This window comes from Pseudomonadota bacterium (assembly GCA_039196715.1).
Lineage (GTDB): Bacteria > Pseudomonadota > Gammaproteobacteria > CALCKW01 > CALCKW01 > CALCKW01.
Genome location: JBCCUP010000002.1, coordinates 103,116 through 121,929, shown reverse-complemented (window position 1 = coordinate 121,929; position 18,814 = coordinate 103,116). Strand labels below are relative to the sequence as shown.

Genomic DNA, 18,814 nt, shown 5'->3' with positions numbered 1-18,814 from the left:
GCGCAGTGGTCAGGACCCGCACTCTATCATCCGCCTCGGTGCGGCACCGCACCGCGTGGGTGCGTCAGCGCGTGTCCACCGAGAGCCCTGGCCAGCGCTCGGCCCAGCGCTTTTCCCGGCAACGGTGACCGTAGGTGCCGTGGGCACAGCGGGGGTTGCGCTCGACCCGACCGTTGAACAGCACAGCAAAGCCAAACACTGCAAAACCCTCGACATCGCCGCGCCGGTCGAGCCGCGCGGCAACGGCGGTCTGACGCTCGGGCCACCGCGCCATCGCGTCGACGCTCGAGCGGTACGCAGGATGGCCGTGTCGCGCGTGCATGCGCGCCTGGTTCTTCACCGACCAGCGAAGCCCTGGGCACCGTTGCTGCAAGGCGAATTCGATGTCGCGGTCACGTGCCGCCGAGGTGCAGGCCGGGTCAAAATAGACGACATCGAGGTCTGCGGTGGTGGTCGCCACGCCGTATTGGCTGTCCCACACGGCATTGCGCACAAAGCCGGCTGCGAGCCAGCCGTCGGGCAGCTCGAGCAACGCAACCGCCTCGAGTGCCCGACGCCGACGTGGGTGCGCGGCGACCAGCCGCAGCGCCCGGGATCGGGCCTGCGACTCGGTCAGCACCGCACACCGTCCCGCGCCTCAGCGGCCCCGGCGCACCCGGCACCGCAGGGCGTCGAGCCGCGCTGCAGGCAGGTCGAACAGCGATCGCCTCGCTTCCAGGTCGATGTCACGGGGGTTGCGTCCAATGTCGGCCCGTCCGGCGGCGTTCAGCCGCGCCAATGCCCGGCGCTCCCGCCAGACGTCGAACACCAGCATCACATAGCCCAGCGCAAAGCGACAGGTGGCGACCAGAGACACCGGCTTGTCGGCGCGGTGGCGGCCGTTGTGGGACAGCGGGAAGCGATCACGATTGGTGGTGCTTGATATCAACATTTGTTAACCCTCTGGACTTGCTGATCACGGATGATGACAATAGCGGCCAATCTCGCATCAGTGAAACGAAAGTTTTTGATGCATCTCTTCACCAGAATTGATGGAGATGGCTGTGGCCACACCCCGAAACCTCGACCTTGCCAGCTTGCGCAGCGTGGTGGCGATCGTCGACGCCGGCACCATGACCCGCGCCGCCGCGCGTCTGCACCTGACCCAGAGCGCCATCAGCATGCAGGTGAAGCGCCTCGAGGCCACGCTCGGCAGCGCGGTGTTCGATCGCAGCCCGCAGGGCCTGACACCGACACCCGCGGGCGAGCAGTTGGTCCACTACGCGCGCAAACTGCTCGCGCTGAACGACGAGGCCTGGGGCCGACTGACCGCCCCCGACTACGAGGGCGAGGTGGCACTCGGCTGCCCGAGCGACATTGTCGATAATTGGGTACCGGCAGCCCTACAGGCTTTTTCGCGCGATTTCCCGCGGGTGCAGGTGCAGCTGAGTACCGAGAGCACCGTGCACCTGCTCTCGGCGTACCACCGCGGTGAGCTCGACGTGATCCTGACCACCGAGCTCGACCCCCGGCCCGATGCCACCGTGCTCGACACCCAGCAGCTCGTCTGGACCGGCTCGCACGGCGGCACCGCCTGGCAGCGCCGGCCACTGCCGTTCGCCACGTGCGGCAACTGCGCGTTCCGCAACGTGGCCGTCGCCGCACTCGACAACGCCGACGTCGACTGGGTGTCGATCGTGAACACCAACGACGACCGCGCAATTGACGCGATGGCGAAGGCTGACCTCTGTGTGCGCGCCGAGCTCGCCGGTCAGGTGCCGGCCGAACGCGAGCTTGTCGACCACCGAGGCGCCCTGCCGGACCTACCGAGCTGCTCGGTCGCGCTCTACCGGGGCCGTGTCAGTGACAACACGCTGGCCGACAAGCTCGCCGCCTACCTCGTGGAACACAAGCCGCACGCGGCGTGACGGCTAGTGCTCCATTTATCGATGGATGGAGCACTAAACCACCGGGTCGTTTCGGTCCGGTTGGGCTGGTGAGACGTAGGGCAGACGCGCGCGCGCCTTGGTGTCGGCGGCGCCAGCATTGCGGATGTAGCGGCTGCCGTCGTCGTAGCGCACCTTGTTGACATAGGTTGGCTCGCCACCGGTTGCCTGGTGTACGAGCAGCCGACGTCGTTGGCTGCGCTCGATCGACGCCCGGAGCGCCTCGGGGTCGAAGCCGTCGAACAACAGCGCTTCGAGCTCGCTTCGGAGCGCCCCCAGTGCCGGGTCGTCGGCACGGTTGTCCTGCTCGTCGGGGTCGGTGTCAAGGTTGTAGAGCAGTGTGTCCACGCCCTCGAGCCACATCAATTTCCACGGCCCACGCCGCACCATGCGGCTCGGGCCGGTGGAGCCGTCCGCAGCAAACTCACAGACCGCGAGGTCCGGCAACGCCTCGGGCCGGCCTTCAAGCGCCGGCACCAGCGAGCAGCCATCGATCGGGTCGGCGTAGGCGTCAAAGCGCTCACCGTGCGCGATGTCGAGCAGCGTGGGCATGAGGTCGATCAGACTCACCGACGGCGCCACACGCGATGGCGCCCAGCGCGTCGGGCTGTGGACGATAAGCGGCACGCGCGCCGCCCACTCGAAGAAATGCTGTTTGAACCACATGCCGCGCTCGCCCATCATCTCGCCGTGGTCGGCGCAAAACACCACCACGGTGTCCCCCGCCAGACCGGTTGTCGACAACACCTCGAGCAATTCCCCGACCTTGTCGTCGATGTAGGAAATCATGCCGTAGTAGCCGTGCCGGGCCATTCGGCGGTGCTCGTCGGTAACCGTGAACTTGTGCCGGGCCTGGCAATAGTGCAGATTCCGACTCAGGTGGTCCATCTCCTCAAGTGTCAAGGGCGGAACCGCCACTGATTCGATCTCCTCGTGCGCGTATCGATCCCAGTAGGGCTGGCCGACAACGAACGGCGAGTGCGGGCTGGTGAACGACACCGTCAACAAAAAGGGCTTGTCGTCCGCCTTGCGGGCAAAATCGTAGAGCGCCTGCTTGCCGTGGTACGCGACTTCGTCGTCGTAGTCCATCTGGAGAGAGCGCACGCAGGGCCCCGACTCGATGATCGGGGCCATGGTCAGGTTGGTCGGCCGGTACTCACGGCCCTGAGACCAATCGACGGTCCAGGCAAAGTTGGCCGGGTAGATCTCGGTCGTGTGCCGGCGCTCGTAACCGTGCAGTTGGTCGGCACCGACAAAGTGCATCTTGCCCGACAACTCCACGCGGTAGTCGAGCGTGCGCAGGTAGTGCGCGAAGGTCGGAATCCCCGCCTGGAACTCCGAGGCGTTGTCGTACATGCCGATCGAGAACGGCAGCCGGCCGGCGTGCATCGACGCCCGCGAGGGCGCACACATCGGCAGGTTGCAGTAGCAGTTCTCGAACACCACACCCTCACGCGCCAGGCGATCGATGTTTGGCGCCTTGACAGTGGGGTTGCCGTAACACCTGAGTGCGTTCGCCGCCAATTGGTCGGCCTGGATCAGCAGGATGTTGGGGCGAGTACCGGACACGGGGCTACCTCGAGTGGTCGGTGGACAGGTCGGTCGGGGGCCGCTGCGGGCGGCACCCCGAGCCGATGCGGTTACTCGATCCGCAGACCGAGCTTCATCAGGGTGTCGTCGAAGACCTTGTACTGCTCGGCCACGTAGGCCTTGGTGTCTTCCGGCGACCGGATGTCGACGATGTTGCCCAGGCCCTTGGTCATTCGGTTCCAGGCCCGATCGGCTTTCAGTGCCTCGAGTGTCTCAGACCATTTCGCCACCACCTCGTCGGGCAGGCCCGGCGGTCCGTATATGGCGGACCACCCGATGATCTTCTCGAGATCCGGGTAACCGACTTCCTGCGCGGTCGGCACGTCCGGGATGATCGGCTGACGCTCACCGGTGGTGACCACCAGGGCACGCAACTGACCCGCCTCCAGCGCGCCGGCGACGGCAGAGAGGTTCTGGTAGGAGAAATCCACCTGATCGGCAACCACCGCCGCACGCGCCTTGCCACCGCCCTTGTAGGGCACGTGGACCAGGTTGTCGAAGTCGATGCCCATGCTGTTGGCCATCACGGCGACGGCGATGTGCAGCAGGGTGCCGACGCCCGCCGAGCTGTACGCCATCTCCGCACCGGACGACACCTTGGCTTCGAAGTCGGCGAAGGTCTTGATGTCGCTCTCGGCGTTGACGACGAGCACGAAGGGGTTGACCTCGATCAGCCCGAGAAAGGTGAATTCGTCCCAGGCGTAGGGGATGGTCTTGTTCATCGCCGGCACGCCCATCTGGCTGCCGACGCGGGCGGACAGCAGGGTGTAGCCGTCTGCCGCCGCGTTCTTGACGAAGTTCGACCCCACCACCCCGGCGGCGCCGGTCTTGTTGATGGCCAGAATCGGCTGTCCGAGGTACTGCGGCGCCGCACCCGCGATCATGCGGGCCGACAAGTCGGCGGCACCGCCGGGACCGTAGGGGGCTACCAGGGTAATCGGGCGTTCGGGGTAGCTCGCGTTGGCTACGGCCGCGGTGGCGACCAGCACGGCCGACAGCACGGCGCGCTTGAACAGGGAAAACGGGGCCTGCATCGCTTATCTCCTCTTGGTGTGTCGTGGGCTGGACGGACCAGCTCAGCGAAAAGATTGACCTTGCGCGGCCGAGCTGTCAATAATTAATTACTGTAAGTAACTAATTAGGCCTGTGCCCGTGTCGCCGCCTGCCACGCACCCCACGACACCCGCCGCATCGTCGGTGCTGCGCCACGCCAACCGGCGTGGGGTGTTGCGCCTGCTGAACCAGCAACGGCGCTGCAGTCGTGCGGAGCTGGGCGAGGCCATGGGCTTGACCGGCGCGGCGGTGTCACGGATCACGCGCGAGCTGATTTCCGCGGGCCTGGTGCTCGAGGGGGCTCCGCTCAAGCAAGCCGGCAGCCTCGGCCGCCGCAGCAGCCGTCTCACGTTGAATCCCAACGGCGGCGTGGTGCTGGCCGTCAACCTGACAGCCAACCGCCTGCAAGCCTCTTTGAATCGGCTCGACGGTTCGCGCATCGCCGCCCACGACCTGCATTCGGCGGCCGGACTGACGCCGGACGCGGTGGTTGCCGAACTCGTCAGCCGCTGTCGCGCGCTGCTCGACCAGCACGCGTCCGCCGCGCCGCTCGCCACGGGCATCAGCGTGGCCGTCACCAACCGGTCCGAGCTGCACGGCGGGCGCGTCACCAGCGCCCTGCTCGGCTGGCAGGACGTGCCGGTCGCGTCGGCCTTCGAGGCGGCCTTCGGGTGCCCGGTGGCACTCGAGTCGCGGCCAACCGGGTTGCTCAGGGCCGAAATCAACGCTGGCCACGTGTCACCGGCCGAGCGCGTGCTGGTGGTGAACGTCGGTGTCGGCATCGGCATGGCCTTCACCAGCGGCGGCAGTCGGCCGTCGCACCCCGAGAGCACACTGGGCAACCTCGCCCACCTGAAACACCCCAACGCCCGGATTGACTGCCACTGTGGTCGGCAGGGGTGCCTGCAACAGTGCGCGTCCGGCGTCGCGGTGGTCCGTACGCTGTCGCTCGGCGCCAACCGGTCCACGGCACCGTTGAGTCACCACAACCCGCACCTGCACACCGCGATTGCACTCGCTGACCACGGTGATCGCCACGCCAAGGCGGCTTTCTTCGACGCCGGGACCCACCTCGCGTTCGGCCTCGACGCCGCACACGCTCTGCTCGACCCGCAACAGATCATCCTCGCGGGCGAGGCCGGCAGGCAATCGGACTTCGTCGAGGGCGTGCGGGCCGGGCTCGCAGACGCGGGCGCGCCGCTCGACGCGCAACGCCTGCGCATCAGCCAGGTGACGTCCGACCTCGCCGCCGCAAGCATTGCCCTCGATGCCCACGTCTTCGGCCACTTTCCCACACGCGGTGCACCCACAGCATGAACCGTTTGCAAGATCGCGATTTCCTCAGTGGCCTGAGCATGGTGTGCTTCGCCGCGCTGTTGCTCCTGGTGTTGATTCCGAACGGTGTCGACGAGCCCCGGCGCGTCAAATACGCAGCCCTGTCACCGTCGTACTACCCCCGCATCGTCGCGTGGGTGTTGCTGGTGGTCGGCCTTTGCGTGGGCCTGCGCGCCGCCTGGCGCCCCGCCGCCGGTGAGGTGGACCCGGATCAGCGACCGGATGCGGCGCGGCAGATCAGCCTCGTGTTCGTGCTGCTCGCGGCCTTTGCCAGTGTGTTGTCAGTGCTCGGCCTGCCACTCGCCTCGTGTCTCGCGCTGCTGATCGCATTTCCGCTTGCCGGTGAGCGGCGGTGGCCGCGGGTCCTGGCCCTCGCCATCGCCGTCCCGCTCGGGCTGTATGTCTTTTTTCTGAAAGTCGCAAACATTCCGATACCGCTCGGTGTTTTACAACCTTGGCTAGGAGCACTCTGAGATGCTGGACGTCCTGCAGCAGGCACTCGCGCTCTTCGCCACCTGGCAAAACGTCGGCGCCCTCGCAATCGGCGTCGTGGTCGGCACCTTTGTCGGTGCGATACCGGGCATGACAACGCCGATGGCGGTCGCGCTGACCTTGCCCTTCACGTTCACCCTGCCCCCGGTCACCGGCATCCTGCTGCTGCTCGGGGTGTACAAGGGTGGCATCTACGGCGGGTCGATCACCGCGATTCTGATCAATGCGCCCGGCACACCGGCCGCCTCGTGCACCGTGCTCGACGGCTACCCGTTGGCCAAGCGTGGCGAGGCGCGGCGGGCGCTCGACATCGCGCTCTACGCCTCGTGTGTGGCCGATTTTCTCTCGAACATCGCGCTGATCGTGTTTGCCGGTATGCTCGCGAGCCTCGCTCTCGCGTTTGGCTCGCCGGAAGTCTTCACGCTGATCCTGTTTTCGCTGACCATCATTGCCGGCGTGTCCGGCGACCAGTTGCTCAAGGGCCTCGGCTCGGCCTGCCTCGGCCTGTTGCTGGCGACCGTCGGCCTCGATCTCGTGTACGGCACCAACCGCTTCGTCTTCGGTGAAGTCAACCTGATGAGCGGCCTGAACTTCATCCCGGTGCTGATCGGGTTGTTCGCCTTGCCGGAGATCATCGCCTTTTTCGGTCGTGTCGAACTGCCGCGTGAACACAACCCGCTCGCCGGGCGCGGTGCCTCCTTTGCCGATTTCAAACGCTGCCTCAAGAGTATCCTGCGCGGCAGCACCATCGGCGTCGTGCTCGGCGCCATTCCGGGGATCGGTGGGGCGCCATCGGCTTTCCTGAGCTATTCCGAGGCCAAGCGCACCTCGCCCAACAGCGACAATTTCGGCAAGGGTGAACTCGAGGGCGTCGCCGCGGCCGAGAGCGGCAACAACGGCGTCGCCGGTGCCACCCTGATCCCGTTGCTGGCCCTCGGCATCCCCGGCGACATCATCACGGCCATCATCCTCGGCGCGTTCATGATCCACGGCTTGCGTCCGGGCCCGCTGCTGTTCCAGGACAACCTCAGCCTGATCTACGCGCTGTTCATCGGCATCATGTTGAGTTCGATCATCCTGTTCACGGTGGGCAAGGTGTCCATTCGGCTGATCAGTCGGATCGCGGACATCCCGCATCGCGTGCTGTTCCCGATCGTCATGGTGCTCTGCGTCTACGGGGCGTACGCAGTGAACAACACGCTGTTCGATGTCGGCGTCATGTTCGCCATGGGCGTGGTCGGTTTCGGCATGCTGCGCCTCGGCATTCCGGCCGCGCCGTTTCTGATTGCGTTCATCCTCGGGCCGCTGCTCGAAGACAACTTTCGCCAATCGCTGCTGCTCTCGCGCGGGGAGTGGAGCGTGTTCTTCTCGAGTCCGATCTGCTGGCTGTTCTGGTGCATGACCGCCGTGGTTGTCGCGCTGACCGTGCGGCGGGCGCTGTTGAAGAAGCGGGCCTGAGCCGCACATGCGCATCGCCGTTTTCACCGACACCCACCTGCGCGCCCCGGAGGGCGACACGTCGTCGCCCTACGCGGTCAACGAACGCGCGAACGCGCGCGCACGCTACGCTACCGCGTTGATCGCAGAGCTCGCTCCGGACCACACGGTGCACCTGGGCGACATGGTCCACCCCTTGCCGCACATGGCCGCGTACGCCTCAGCCGCCGCCGAAGCGAAGCGCGTGTTCGAACCGCTCCAGCCGCAGCTGTCCTTCGTGCCGGGCAACCACGACATCGGCGACAAACCGTCACCCGGCCTGCCGGCCAAGGCGACCAACCCTGACCACATCAGCCGCTACGAGTCCGCGTTCGGTGACAGCGCCTGGGCCAGTGTTTGCGGCGAGGTGACCCTCGTGGCGATCAATTCCTCGTTGATCAACACCGGCCTCGAGGCTGAGCACCTCCAGTTCGACTGGCTGGCGCACACGCTCAGCGAACACCGCAGACAACAGGTGCTGCTGTTCTCCCACTACCCGCCGTTCATTCAAGCCCCCGACGAGCCCGACCACTACGACAACATTGCCGAGCCCGGCCGCAGTCGCTTGCTGAAGCTCGCATCGTCGCACGGCGTTCGGGCGATCCTGTCAGGTCACGTTCACCATTTCTTCTACAACCGCTACGGTGACATGCAACTCTGGTGTCTTCCCGCCACCAGCTTCACACGGCAGGACTACAGCGAGTTGTTCCAGGGGAAACCTGCCCCCGAGCACGGGCGAGATGACACCGGAAAATACGGGGTTGCATTGTTCGACGTCGACGAGGAGACGCTCGATTTCCGCTGGTTTCAGACCCACGGAAGGACACTGGCTGCCCATGAACGCAAGGTCAGTCCGAGCACACCGCCGCGCTGGACCGGTCTGGTGCCGCACATGAGACACGACTGGCACAGCGCCAGACAACTGCCGTACAACGGGCCGATGGAGGAATACAGTCGCAAGTCCGCGCGAAACGACTACCCCCTCCTGAGGTTGCTGCAGTCCGGGATCGACACCGTCCGGGTTCCGCTGTCCGACCTGTTAACCGAAACCAGTCGGACCCGGCTGCTGGATTGGGCCAGTCTCGGCGTGCGCTTTGTCGTTTTCAGCACGACGGTGCCGGACGAGGACTCCGTCGTTTGCCTCAATGCCCACGCGCGTGCACTCGCCGGTTTCGAGTTGATTGACATTCGGGGGACCCTCGACGAAGCGATTGCAACAGCCGCCGAGATCGTCCAACGCACAACGGTGCCTGTCACACTGGCAAAGGCGTCCACATCCGCCGCAACGGCGGATGGCAAGGCGTTCGCGCACACAGCGACGACCGGGTATCCGTTGTCAGACTGCGCTGACATCGTCGCCGCATTGGCCCGGAGCGACGAGCCATGCCCCGGTGTGTTGCTGCAACTGGCGTGGGAGGAGCCGGTGGACGCGCTCACGGAGGCCGTCTCACGCATTCAGGGTGCGGGGTCACGCGTTGCGGTCAACGTGCGGCTGTCACACAGCAACCCGGCCGACGCAAACACCGATGATGTTGCCATCGACAGGAAACTGCGCGCCGCGCTCGCATTTGCCACAGACCATGACGTCGTCGTGCAGTGCGACACCTTCGAGGATGTTGATCGCGGCTACCACCCACGCCATGGCTTGGTGGACCGCCTGCACAATTTTCGACACGCGCACGACACCGATTGAGCCTGCCCGCGACCGGCTATCCGGCAAGTAGCCGGACGGCGTAGACCACGCTCAGAAGCGAACCGAACGCAATGACCGCTCGGCGCAGCAACCGCTCGTTCACCTGATGCGACAGACGGCCACCGAGGTAACCGCCCACCGTGCTGCCGACCATCATGGTCACGGCCTCGGGCCAGGCGACCAAGCCCCCGACACCAAAGACGGCGATGCTGATCAGCGTGAACGCCGTCGCGAGGAGGTTCTTTATCGCGTTGGCAACCGAAAACGCACGGAAGCCCAGTAACTGCGCGATCGCCAGCAGAATGATGCCGAGCCCGGCCCCAAAGAACCCGCCATACACCGATGCGAGGAACAGTCCGGCGAGCACGAGCACCTGACTGCGGCTGCCCGCGGTATCCAACAACCACGCCCGCACCCGGTCCCCGAACGCGAACAACGCGGTCGCCAGGGCGATCAGGGCGGGTACGAGGAGCATGAAGAGCGCGGGGTCGATGAAAACGAGGATCAATGACCCGAGCAAAGCCCCCGAAGCGGACACGACGACCAGTCTCGGCAACACCCCTGCTATCGCCTTCAGGTCGGCGCGGTGTGCCGGCAACGCGGCGGCGTTGGACGGCAGCATGGCGAGGTAGTTGGTGGCGTTGGCTACCACGGGCGGCAGCCCCACCCACATCAAGGCGGGAAAGGTAAACAGCGTGGCTCCACCGGCGACCGCGTTCCACACGCCGCCGATCAGACCGACACCGACCAGAAAAACCCCGCTGACTGCGTCCATCTCGACCCTCCTGCACGAACACTAGGCGAGCCTTGCCATTTACAGAAATGAATATTTATCATTGATCGATGAATAATATCGAACGCTTGGTGCTAACCGGAGATGGGCTGCAAGCCTTCCTTGCCATTGCCGACTGCGGCAACCTCACAGCGGCAGCGAGCCAGCTCAGCAAAACGCAATCGGCGCTGAGTGTGCAGTTGCGCAAAGTGGAATCCGCGCTGAACACGCGCCTGTTCACGCGATCGCCACAGGGCATGAGACTGACGCCCGAGGGTCTCACGCTTCTGCCGCACGCCAGGCAGGTCGTCTCGAGCCTGCGAGACGCACAGGCCGTGTTCGAGGATCGCTTGCAGGGGACCGTGCGCGTCGGCTTGCCGGACGATTGCGCCGGGCCGCTGTTGGAACACGCGCTTCGGCGTTTTCGCGAGTCACATCCGGGGGTGGAAGTGGAGGCATTCGCGGGCTGCACATCAGGCTTCGCGGGCCAGATCGCACGGGGTGAGCTCGATGTCGCCGTGCACTCCGGTCCCGAGGCCCTGTCAGCGCACGTGCACTCGGTGGAGTCCACGGTCTGGGCGGCGAACCCGGGCTTCTCGCTCCCCGCAGACGCGCCGGTGCCGCTTGCCCAACTGGACCGAGCCTGCTGGTGGCGTCAGATGACCGAATCTGCACTCGCGCGCGCGGCGCGCCGCTTTCACACCCGTTTCCTGAGCAACGATTTCACAAGCCTGCGATCCGCGTTGCGTGCGGGGCTCGCCGTGGGCGCCCTGCCGGCATCAAGCCTCGACAGCAGCCTGCGTACACTCGGTCCGCAGGACGGTTTGCCGGCGCTGCCGATGGCCGTGCGTTCGATTCTCACGAACACACGCGCCAACCCGAACCTCACAGCGGCGATGCGAGATGCACTCATGGCCACCCGTCCGGCCACACCGACTGACCGAGACGCCGGGGTCTGTCGCCGCTGATGACGGGGTGACGTCGCTCAGAGGATGTAGCGGCTCAGGTCTTCGTCGCCCGAGAGTTCACCGAGTTGGTCGTCGACGTAGGCGGCGTCGACGGTCAGCGTCTGGCCGCTGCGGTCGGCTGCATGGTAGCTCGCGTCCTCGAGCAGGCGCTCCATCACCGTGTGCAAGCGCCGCGCGCCGATGTTTTCGGTTGTCTCGTTGACGCTCGAGGCCACCGCGGCGATGCGCTCGACACCGTCCTGGGTGAATTCAACCGTAACGTTCTCGGTCTCGAGCAACGCGGTGTACTGGCGCGTCAACGAGGCGTTGGTGTCGGTCAAAATGCGTTCGAAATCGGCCGCCGAGAGCGCACTCAACTCGACCCGGATCGGCAGACGGCCTTGCAGCTCCGGCACCAGGTCGCTCGGCTTGCTGAGGTGGAAGGCACCCGAGGCGATGAACAGGATGTGGTCGGTGTTTACCGGCCCGTGTTTGGTGGTCACGGTGCAGCCCTCGACCAGCGGCAGCAGGTCACGCTGTACCCCCTCTCGGGACACGTCTACACCGCCGCCACCCTCACTGCGCCTGGCGACCTTGTCGATCTCGTCGATGAACACGATGCCGTGTTGCTCGACCGACTCGATCGCCTTGCGCTTGACCTCGGCGTCGTCCAGCATGCCGCGCGCTTCCTCGTCGGCGAGCTGCTCGAGTGCTTCGTTGATGCGCATCTTGCGCTTCTGCTTCGGCGCGTTGCCCATGTTGCTGAACATCTGCTGCAACTGCTCGGTCATCTGTTCCATGCCCGGCGGGCTCATGATCTCGACCCCGAGCGGCGAGCCGCTGACCTCGACCTCGACTTCCTTGTCGTCGAGGTCGCCCTCGCGCAGCTTCTTGCGAAACTTCTGACGCGTGCTGGAATCCGGTGCGGGCGTCGATTCGGCGAAGCCGCTGCCACGCGGCGGCGGCAACAGGATATCGAGGATGCGGTCCTCGGCCGCGTCGAGTGCGCGGTTGCGCACCCGGGCCTTCTCGGCCTCGCGGGTGTCGTTGATGGCGATGTCCACGAGGTCACGCACGATCGACTCGACGTCTCGGCCGACGTAGCCCACCTCGGTGAATTTCGTCGCCTCCACCTTGATGAACGGGGCCTTGGCGAGCTTTGCCAGACGCCGCGCGATCTCGGTCTTGCCCACCCCGGTCGGCCCGATCATGAGGATGTTCTTCGGTGTGATCTCGCCGCGCAGCGGCTCGTCGACCTGTTGCCGACGCCAGCGGTTGCGCAGTGCCACCGCGACCGCGCGTTTGGCGTCGGACTGACCGACGATGTGGCTGTCGAGCGCCTGGACGATTTCACGGGGGGTCATTTCAGTCATGGCAGCTCACAGCTCCAGGGTTTCGATGGTGCGGTGGTGGTTGGTGTAGATGCAGATGTCAGCCGCAATCGACAGGCTGTGCTCGGTGATCGCGTGCGCATCGAGCTCGGTGTGCTCGATCAACGCGCGTGCCGCCGCCTGGGCGAAGGGGCCGCCCGAGCCGATGGCGATCAGGCCGTGCTCGGGTTCGATGACGTCACCGTTGCCCGAGATCACCAGCGAAGCCGAATGATCCGCGACCGCCAGCAGCGCCTCGAGGCGGCGCAGCAGGCGGTCGGTGCGCCAGTCCTTGGCCAGTTCGACCGCCGCGCGGGTCAGTTGCCCGCCGTGCGCCTCGAGCTTGGCTTCAAAGCGTTCGAAGAGCGTAAAGGCGTCCGCCGTGCCGCCGGCGAAACCCGCGAGCACCTTGCCCTTGTACAAGCGTCGCACCTTGCTGGCGTTGCCTTTCATCACCGTGTTGCCCAGCGTGACCTGCCCGTCGGCACCGAGCGCAACCTGATTCCCCCGTCGCACCGCGACCACGGTGGTCCCCCGATATTGTTCCAAGGCCCATCCCCTCGATATTGGCTTTGAACGAGACTGAATTTTGACGCATGCTGTGCAAATCACCTGTAAGTGATTGTCTGCACTGCGGGAGTACGGTGGGTATGAACCTTGCCAATTGCAAGAGCACAGCACCACAGAGGTGGCTGGTAACGACCCACCAGTCAGCCCGGGACCCCGAGACCATGAGCGACGCATCGCACCTTTACACGCCCACGCAACGCAGCCAACGCAGCGCCGACTTCGCAGGCGATCAGAAATCCGTGATGAACTGGCTGCGCGACCTGCGCGAGCTGGCCCCCAGCCTGCGCGTGCGCAGCTTCAAGCTCGGCCTGCAGCGGTCGAACCGCAGCCAGAGCGCGAGCGGCAAGCGCATACAGGTGCTCGAGTGGCTGCGCCCCGAATGCCACCACGCCCAGCAGGTACTGCGCCGCAGTTGGCAGGGCCAGGACATTCCGTTGTCCGCCGACGCCGAACGCGCCTGGCAGGACCAGCTCGCACTGCTCACCGAACTGGGCTTCGGCTACAAGATCGCACTGAGCGATGACCTTGCCGACCCCAAACTCACCACCGCTGCGCGGGCCCACGCGTGTGTGCGCACGCTGGATGTGCTGCACCAGCAGCTGTTGATCGCGCGCGAAACCTACCGATCGGCCCCACCGAAGCTGCTCAAGGACGCCTACAGCCTGTACGCGGTCGCCGAACGCCACGGCTTTGTTGACACGCCGGTCGCCGACAACCTGTTGCGCACGGGTGAGACGCGCACCGTCAGCCAGTTGTTCAAGATGCTGTTGCTCGCCCACAGCGTGGACGCCAACGCGCTGCCGACCACCGCGTTGATCGGCCTGAACCGACGGTTGCCGAGTTGGGTCGACCGCGTCACGCTGCGCGTCGAGCACCCCGGCACGCGCAGCCGCGCGCTGGCTTTCGACCTCGCCGACGACGCGCCCCCTCAAGCGGCACCGTTCCGCGCCCGCGCGGGCCGCGCCACCGTGCGCTGGCTGGTGATGGACGCGCTGGCGCAGGACCTCGAATCCCAGCGGGCGTCGGGCGATTTCGACCCGGCGCTGCTACCGCTCTACCGCTTGTGCAAAGGCCGTCAGGACCGCCGTGAGGCGCGCGCGTTTCGAAACGACGCCGTCAATGTGGTACTCGGGCTGAACGATGTGCACGCCAGTGTGTTGCGCGACCTCGACGGTTCGGGCGACGGCGATTGGGCCATGCGGGACCTCAGCCCATCCGGACTCGGACTCAACAAGACCAGTGCGTCCCCCACCGGCTTGCATGTCGGTGCGCTCGCTGCGGTGAGACGACCCCACGCCGACGACAACGGCATCTGGCGTGTCGGCATCGTGCAGTGGCTTCGCCAGCACGCCGACGAACACTACCAATGCGGTTTGCAGCTGTTGAGCACCGAGGCGCGGGCGGTGTACGCCACCTACCGCGTCGACACCGGTGCGATCCTGCGCACCGAGTGCATGCTCATCCCGGCGGCGCACGGCAACACGTCGCCGTGCCTGGTTCTGCCCCCGCGCCGGTTCAAGACCGGCCAGGCGCTGACCCTGCTGAGCGACGCCGCGCCGAGCACGCACTGGCGTCTCAAGGCGATGCTGCGGAACACCAGCTCGGTGTCGGTCTTTTCCCTGGTGCCGACCGAGCGCTAATCGGACGCCGGTTCCATCGACCCGTCCTCGGGCGCTTCCTGTGCGCCGCGGGCGAGCGCACGCGGGTGCGCCTTCTCGTACACCGCGGCGAGCCGCTGATAATCGAGGTGAGTGTAGATCTGTGTGGTGCTGATGTCGGCGTGCCCGAGCAGCTCCTGCACCGCGCGCAAATCCCCACTCGATTCGAGCACGTGTGTCGCAAAGGAATGCCGCAGCATGTGCGGGTGTACGCGCGCCGTCAGCCCCTGCTTGCGCGCGCGCTGCGCAAGCCGCGCCTGCACCGTCCGCGGCGCGATGCGCACACCCCGCGCGGACACGAACAAAGCGGTCTCATCGACTCCTGCCAACTGGGGGCGCACGTCGAGCCAGGCTTGCAATGCCTCATGTGCACACCGCCCGACCGGCACATCGCGCTCCTTGCCGCCTTTGCCACGCACCCGCAACACCGGTTCGCCACCGCTGACCGCCGCGACGTCAAGTGCAACCGCTTCGGAAAGGCGCAGGCCACAGGAGTAGACCAACTCGAACAGCGCGCGGTCACGCCAGGCGAGAGGTGAATCGGGCGCGTCCTCGAGCAGCGCCGTCGCTTCGTCCACCGCGAGCACGCGCGGCAGCGGCTTGTCACGCTTCGGCGGGCTGATGTCCTTGACCGGGTTGTGCTGGAACCAGCCGCGCTGCAAGCCGAAGGTGAAGAAGGTGCGCAGTGCCGACAGCCGCCGCGAGAGGCTGCGGGGTGCCATGCCGGCGCGGTGCCACTTCGCCACCATGGCCTGGACGTCCGCCCGACGCAGGCTGTCCCACCCGTCCGGCCGCAAGGCCACGGCAGCGAGGAGGTCGCGGCGGTAGTTCGACACCGTGTGGGCGGCGTAGCGCCGTTCGGTCAGGAGGTACTGCAGGTAGGCCTCGATGGCCGGTGACGGGTCGCCCGCCACGTCGGTCATGACACCGTGCGACCGAACGCAGCGCCAACGAGGTCCGCAACCTGCTGCAGAAAGAGGTGGCCCTGGTCGCGCGTGAACACGGTCGGGTCCTGCGCGGCGAGCGCCAACACCCCGAGCCAGCGGTCGGTGCGCAAGGGCGCAATCGCCGAGCTGCCGACCGCGTCGGCATCGCCGAACAGGAAGGTGAGCTGGCCCTCGCTGGCCAGCCCGCAGCGGATCAGGTCGTCGTCGCGCTGCGCGCTGAACGCGTCCCACGCGCGCTCGGACGGCGCGACGTGCCGCAGCACGTCACCCGGCGCCGATGCGTCCGCGGCGTCGTGGCTGAGCACGATCGCCACCCGATCGGCACTCGCGACGCGCAACAACGTGGTTTCGGTCGCCGCGGCCATCTCGGTGGCCGAGTCGCTCGCGAGCAGCGCCTGCGCCAGCGCGTGCACGCCCTCGCTGAGCGTCTGGTTGTGGCGCGCGGCCGAAATCATGTCGTCCACCTGCGAGCGCATGCGGCGGTTGCCTTCGCGCAGGGTGGCCACCTGCCGTTCGACCAGCGACACCGCCGCGCCGCTGTCGTGGGCGAGGTTCAGGCCGGTTGCGGCGCCGGGGTGCCGCATGAAGAAGTCGGGGTGATCGGCGAGAAACTGCAGTACCGTCTCGTCGTCCAGACGCTCCAGGGTGTCGACTGCGTCCAATTCGCTCATGCCTCTACATGTCCGTTGAATACAAAGCTGGCCGGTCCTGTCAGCGTGACCGGGGTGCCCTCGCCCGCCCAGCGGATCTGCAGATCCCCGCCCGGCAGGCTGACCGTGACGTCGTCGTCGACCCAACCCCGCGCGCGCGCGACCACCATTGCCGCACAGGCCCCGGTGCCGCAGGCGCGCGTCTCGCCCACGCCGCGTTCCCAGACCCGCAGCGCTGCGCGGTCGCGCCCGTCGATCTGCAGGAACCCGACGTTGACCCGACGCGGGAAATCCGCGTGGTGCTCGACCTTCGGCCCCTGCGTGATAACGGGTGCCGAGACCACTTTCGGCACGCGAATCACGGCGTGCGGGTTGCCCACTGACACCGCGCCGAATTCGATCGACTCCCCGTCAATGTCTAGCGTATACGCCTCCGATTGCAACTCCCGACGGAACGGCAGCGCGCCTGGGCTGAAGTCCGGCACGCCCATGTCGACCACCACCCGACCGTCGCCGAGGCGCTCGAGGGTGATGGTGCCACCGGACGTGTGCACCGGGATGCGGGCACTGTCGGTCAGGCCGCGGTCGGTCACGAACACGGCAAAGCACCGTGCGCCGTTGCCGCACTGCTCGACCTCGAGGCCATCGGCGTTGAAGATGCGGTAGTCGAACTCGACCCCGTCCCGGCTCGGCGGCTCGACCACCAGCAGTTGATCAAAGCCCACACCGGTTCGGCGGTCCGACAGCGCGCGAATCTGGTCTGTGCCGAGTGCAAAGGCCTGTGCCGTCGCATCGATCACCATGAAGTCGTTGCCGAGGCCGTGCATTTTGGCGAAGTCGAGACGCATCTCAGTCGACCACCGCCGACTCGCCGGCGAACAGGTCCGCCACCGTCTCGCGGCGGCGCACGAGGTGCGCGGTGTCACCGTCGACCAGCACCTCGGCCGAACGAGGACGGGTGTTGTAATTGGACGACATCACCGCGCAGTAGGCCCCGGCCGAGTGCACCGCCAGCAGGTGGCCTTCGTCGATCGACAGCGGCCGCTCCTTGCCGAGGAAGTCGGCCGATTCACACACCGGGCCGACAATGTCCCAGGTGTGCTCCGGCACATTGCGTGTCTCCACCGCCTCGATGTTCTGCCAGGCCTGGTAAAGCGCGGGGCGGATCAGATCGTTCATCGCCGCGTCGACCACGGCGAAATGGCGACCGCCGTTTTCCTTGGTGACGTTCACGCGCGTCAACAGAAGCCCCGCGTTCGCGACGATCGCCCGGCCGGGCTCGACAACCACCGTGAGGTCGCGGCCGTCGAGCAACCTTGACATGGCTGCCTGCCAGGCCTGTAAATCGAGCTGCTGTTCGTCGCGGTAGACCACGCCCTGCCCACCGCCGAGGTCGAGCTCGCGAATCGCGATGCCGTCATCTGCGAGTTGATCGATCAGGCCGAGCAGTCGATCCGCCGCGTCGACAAAGGGCTGCACCTCGGTCAACTGGGAGCCGATGTGGCAATCGATGCCGATCACGTCGAGTGCCGCGTGCGACGCCGCCTGCCGGTAGGCGTCGAGCGCGATGTCGTGCGCGATGCCGAACTTGTTTTCCTTGAGTCCGGTGGAGATGTAGGGGTGCGTGTGCGCATCGACGTCGGGGTTGATCCGCAGCGACACCGCCGCTCGGGCGCCGTGGGCCCGGGCCACCTCGGCCAGCGTGTCGATCTCGCTGAGCGACTCGACGTTGAAACTGTGGATGCCGACCTCGAGCGCGCGCTCGAGCTCGTCTACGCGCTTGCCGACGCCCGAGAAGACCACCCGGTTCGCGTCACCGCCGGCGGCCAGCACGCGCTCGAGCTCGCCGACCGAGACGATATCGAAACCCGAACCGAGCTTTGCCAACACGCTCAGCACACCGAGGTTGCTGTTGGACTTGACCGCAAAGCACACGCGGTGCGGCCAGGGCGCGAGTGCCTGATCGAAGGCGTGCCAGGCCGACTCGATTGCGGCACGCGAATAAATGTACAGCGGCGTGCCGAAACGCTCGGCAAGCTCGGGCAGGGCATGGCCCTCGGCGTGCAGTACGCCATCACGGCGTTCAAACGGGGTCACGGTTGGTCCTCATCGGGCTTGCGGTTCGGGTCGTCCTCGGACGAGTCGGTGACCACCGCACCCGGCAACGCAGTCGCAGCCTCGCCGGGCAGGTAGAGGTCGCCCTTGTTGCCGCAGCCGCTCAACACGGCGACGCAGGCCGCGGCGGCGAGCACGGTGGTGCGCATCGGAAGGTCTCCAGGTCAGTAGGAGAAGTGTACACCGCCACCTTGGTACACACAGCGCACGCCGGCCGGAAA

The 18,814-nt window shown here is 66.4% G+C and carries 19 protein-coding genes; 7 read left to right on the top strand and 12 right to left on the bottom strand.

All coding sequences use genetic code 11. The annotated features are described in order from the left end of the window. Positions 1–64: 64 nt before the first annotated feature. Both AAGA11_01810 and AAGA11_01805 read right to left on the bottom strand, forming a co-directional pair. Entirely contained in the window at positions 65–619 is a 555-nt protein-coding gene (locus AAGA11_01810; GenBank protein MEM9601573.1) for a nucleotidyltransferase family protein, read from the bottom strand. An 18-nt stretch (positions 620–637) separates the two neighbouring features. Next, positions 638–931 (bottom strand): hypothetical protein, encoded by a 294-nt coding sequence (locus AAGA11_01805; GenBank protein ID MEM9601572.1) that lies wholly within the window; start codon positions 929–931, stop codon positions 638–640. 112 nt (positions 932–1,043) lie between these two features. Between AAGA11_01805 and AAGA11_01800 the strand changes: the two genes are divergently transcribed. Further along, positions 1,044–1,907: a LysR family transcriptional regulator gene (locus AAGA11_01800; GenBank protein ID MEM9601571.1), complete on the top strand. Its 864-nt coding sequence runs from the start codon at positions 1,044–1,046 to the stop codon at positions 1,905–1,907. A gap of 33 nt (positions 1,908–1,940) precedes the next feature. On the opposite strand, the gene betC is transcribed toward AAGA11_01800, so the two are convergent. Further along, on the bottom strand, positions 1,941–3,494 hold the full coding sequence (gene betC / locus AAGA11_01795) for a choline-sulfatase (protein ID MEM9601570.1): 1,554 nt from the start codon (positions 3,492–3,494) through the stop codon (positions 1,941–1,943). Positions 3,495–3,565: 71 nt separating this feature from the next. Beyond that, a complete protein-coding gene (locus AAGA11_01790; protein MEM9601569.1) occupies positions 3,566–4,549 on the bottom strand; it encodes a tripartite tricarboxylate transporter substrate binding protein in 984 nt (327 codons plus the stop codon). A 118-nt stretch (positions 4,550–4,667) separates the two neighbouring features. On the opposite strand from AAGA11_01790, the gene AAGA11_01785 reads away from it, so the two are divergent. From AAGA11_01785 to AAGA11_01770, 4 genes are read left to right on the top strand one after another with little or no spacing between them, the layout of a single operon-like run. Then, positions 4,668–5,885, top strand: coding sequence for an ROK family transcriptional regulator (locus AAGA11_01785; protein MEM9601568.1), 1,218 nt, complete (start codon positions 4,668–4,670; stop codon positions 5,883–5,885). After that, positions 5,882–6,376 (top strand): tripartite tricarboxylate transporter TctB family protein, encoded by a 495-nt coding sequence (locus tag AAGA11_01780; GenBank protein ID MEM9601567.1) that lies wholly within the window; start codon positions 5,882–5,884, stop codon positions 6,374–6,376. Before AAGA11_01785 ends, AAGA11_01780 begins: the two co-directional genes overlap by 4 nt. A 1-nt stretch (position 6,377) precedes the next feature. After that, positions 6,378–7,853, top strand: a complete 1,476-nt coding sequence (locus AAGA11_01775; protein MEM9601566.1) for a tripartite tricarboxylate transporter permease — start codon at positions 6,378–6,380, stop codon at positions 7,851–7,853. A gap of 7 nt (positions 7,854–7,860) precedes the next feature. Continuing rightward, the gene (locus tag AAGA11_01770) at positions 7,861–9,564 is read left to right on the top strand and encodes a metallophosphoesterase (protein MEM9601565.1); all 1,704 of its coding nucleotides are present in this window, start codon (positions 7,861–7,863) and stop codon (positions 9,562–9,564) included. 16 nt (positions 9,565–9,580) lie between these two features. Here AAGA11_01770 and AAGA11_01765 read toward each other — a convergent pair whose 3' ends face one another. Next, entirely contained in the window at positions 9,581–10,339 is a 759-nt protein-coding gene (locus AAGA11_01765) for a sulfite exporter TauE/SafE family protein (GenBank protein MEM9601564.1), read from the bottom strand. Between the two features lie 89 nt (positions 10,340–10,428). Between AAGA11_01765 and AAGA11_01760 the strand changes: the two genes are divergently transcribed. Next, complete coding sequence (locus AAGA11_01760; GenBank protein ID MEM9601563.1) at positions 10,429–11,304, top strand: LysR family transcriptional regulator; 876 nt, start codon at positions 10,429–10,431, stop codon at positions 11,302–11,304. Positions 11,305–11,321: 17 nt separating this feature from the next. On the opposite strand, the gene hslU is transcribed toward AAGA11_01760, so the two are convergent. Both hslU and hslV read right to left on the bottom strand, forming a co-directional pair. Then, positions 11,322–12,656 carry an ATP-dependent protease ATPase subunit HslU gene (gene hslU / locus AAGA11_01755; protein ID MEM9601562.1) on the bottom strand — a complete coding sequence of 445 codons (1,335 nt, stop codon included), beginning with the start codon at positions 12,654–12,656 and terminating at the stop codon, positions 11,322–11,324. A 6-nt stretch (positions 12,657–12,662) separates the two neighbouring features. After that, positions 12,663–13,202 carry an ATP-dependent protease subunit HslV gene (hslV, locus tag AAGA11_01750; GenBank protein ID MEM9601561.1) on the bottom strand — a complete coding sequence of 180 codons (540 nt, stop codon included), beginning with the start codon at positions 13,200–13,202 and terminating at the stop codon, positions 12,663–12,665. Positions 13,203–13,384: 182 nt separating this feature from the next. Here hslV and AAGA11_01745 point away from each other — a divergent pair, with 182 nt between their 5' ends. Beyond that, positions 13,385–14,863: a hypothetical protein gene (locus AAGA11_01745; GenBank protein ID MEM9601560.1), complete on the top strand. Its 1,479-nt coding sequence runs from the start codon at positions 13,385–13,387 to the stop codon at positions 14,861–14,863. Here AAGA11_01745 and xerC read toward each other — a convergent pair. From xerC to AAGA11_01720, 5 genes are read right to left on the bottom strand one after another with little or no spacing between them, the layout of a single operon-like run. Further along, the gene (gene xerC / locus AAGA11_01740) at positions 14,860–15,804 is read right to left on the bottom strand and encodes a tyrosine recombinase XerC (GenBank protein MEM9601559.1); all 945 of its coding nucleotides are present in this window, start codon (positions 15,802–15,804) and stop codon (positions 14,860–14,862) included. The genes AAGA11_01745 and xerC overlap by 4 nt on opposite strands. Further along, entirely contained in the window at positions 15,801–16,499 is a 699-nt protein-coding gene (locus AAGA11_01735; GenBank protein MEM9601558.1) for a DUF484 family protein, read from the bottom strand. The genes xerC and AAGA11_01735 overlap by 4 nt, the downstream gene beginning before the upstream one ends. After that, a complete protein-coding gene (gene dapF / locus AAGA11_01730; protein ID MEM9601557.1) occupies positions 16,496–17,326 on the bottom strand; it encodes a diaminopimelate epimerase in 831 nt (276 codons plus the stop codon). Before dapF ends, AAGA11_01735 begins: the two co-directional genes overlap by 4 nt. Before the next feature lies 1 nt (position 17,327). After that, a complete protein-coding gene (gene lysA, locus AAGA11_01725) occupies positions 17,328–18,575 on the bottom strand; it encodes a diaminopimelate decarboxylase (protein ID MEM9601556.1) in 1,248 nt (415 codons plus the stop codon). Continuing rightward, a complete protein-coding gene (locus AAGA11_01720) occupies positions 18,572–18,742 on the bottom strand; it encodes a lipoprotein (GenBank protein MEM9601555.1) in 171 nt (56 codons plus the stop codon). The genes lysA and AAGA11_01720 overlap by 4 nt, the downstream gene beginning before the upstream one ends. Between the last annotated feature and the right edge of the window lie 72 nt (positions 18,743–18,814).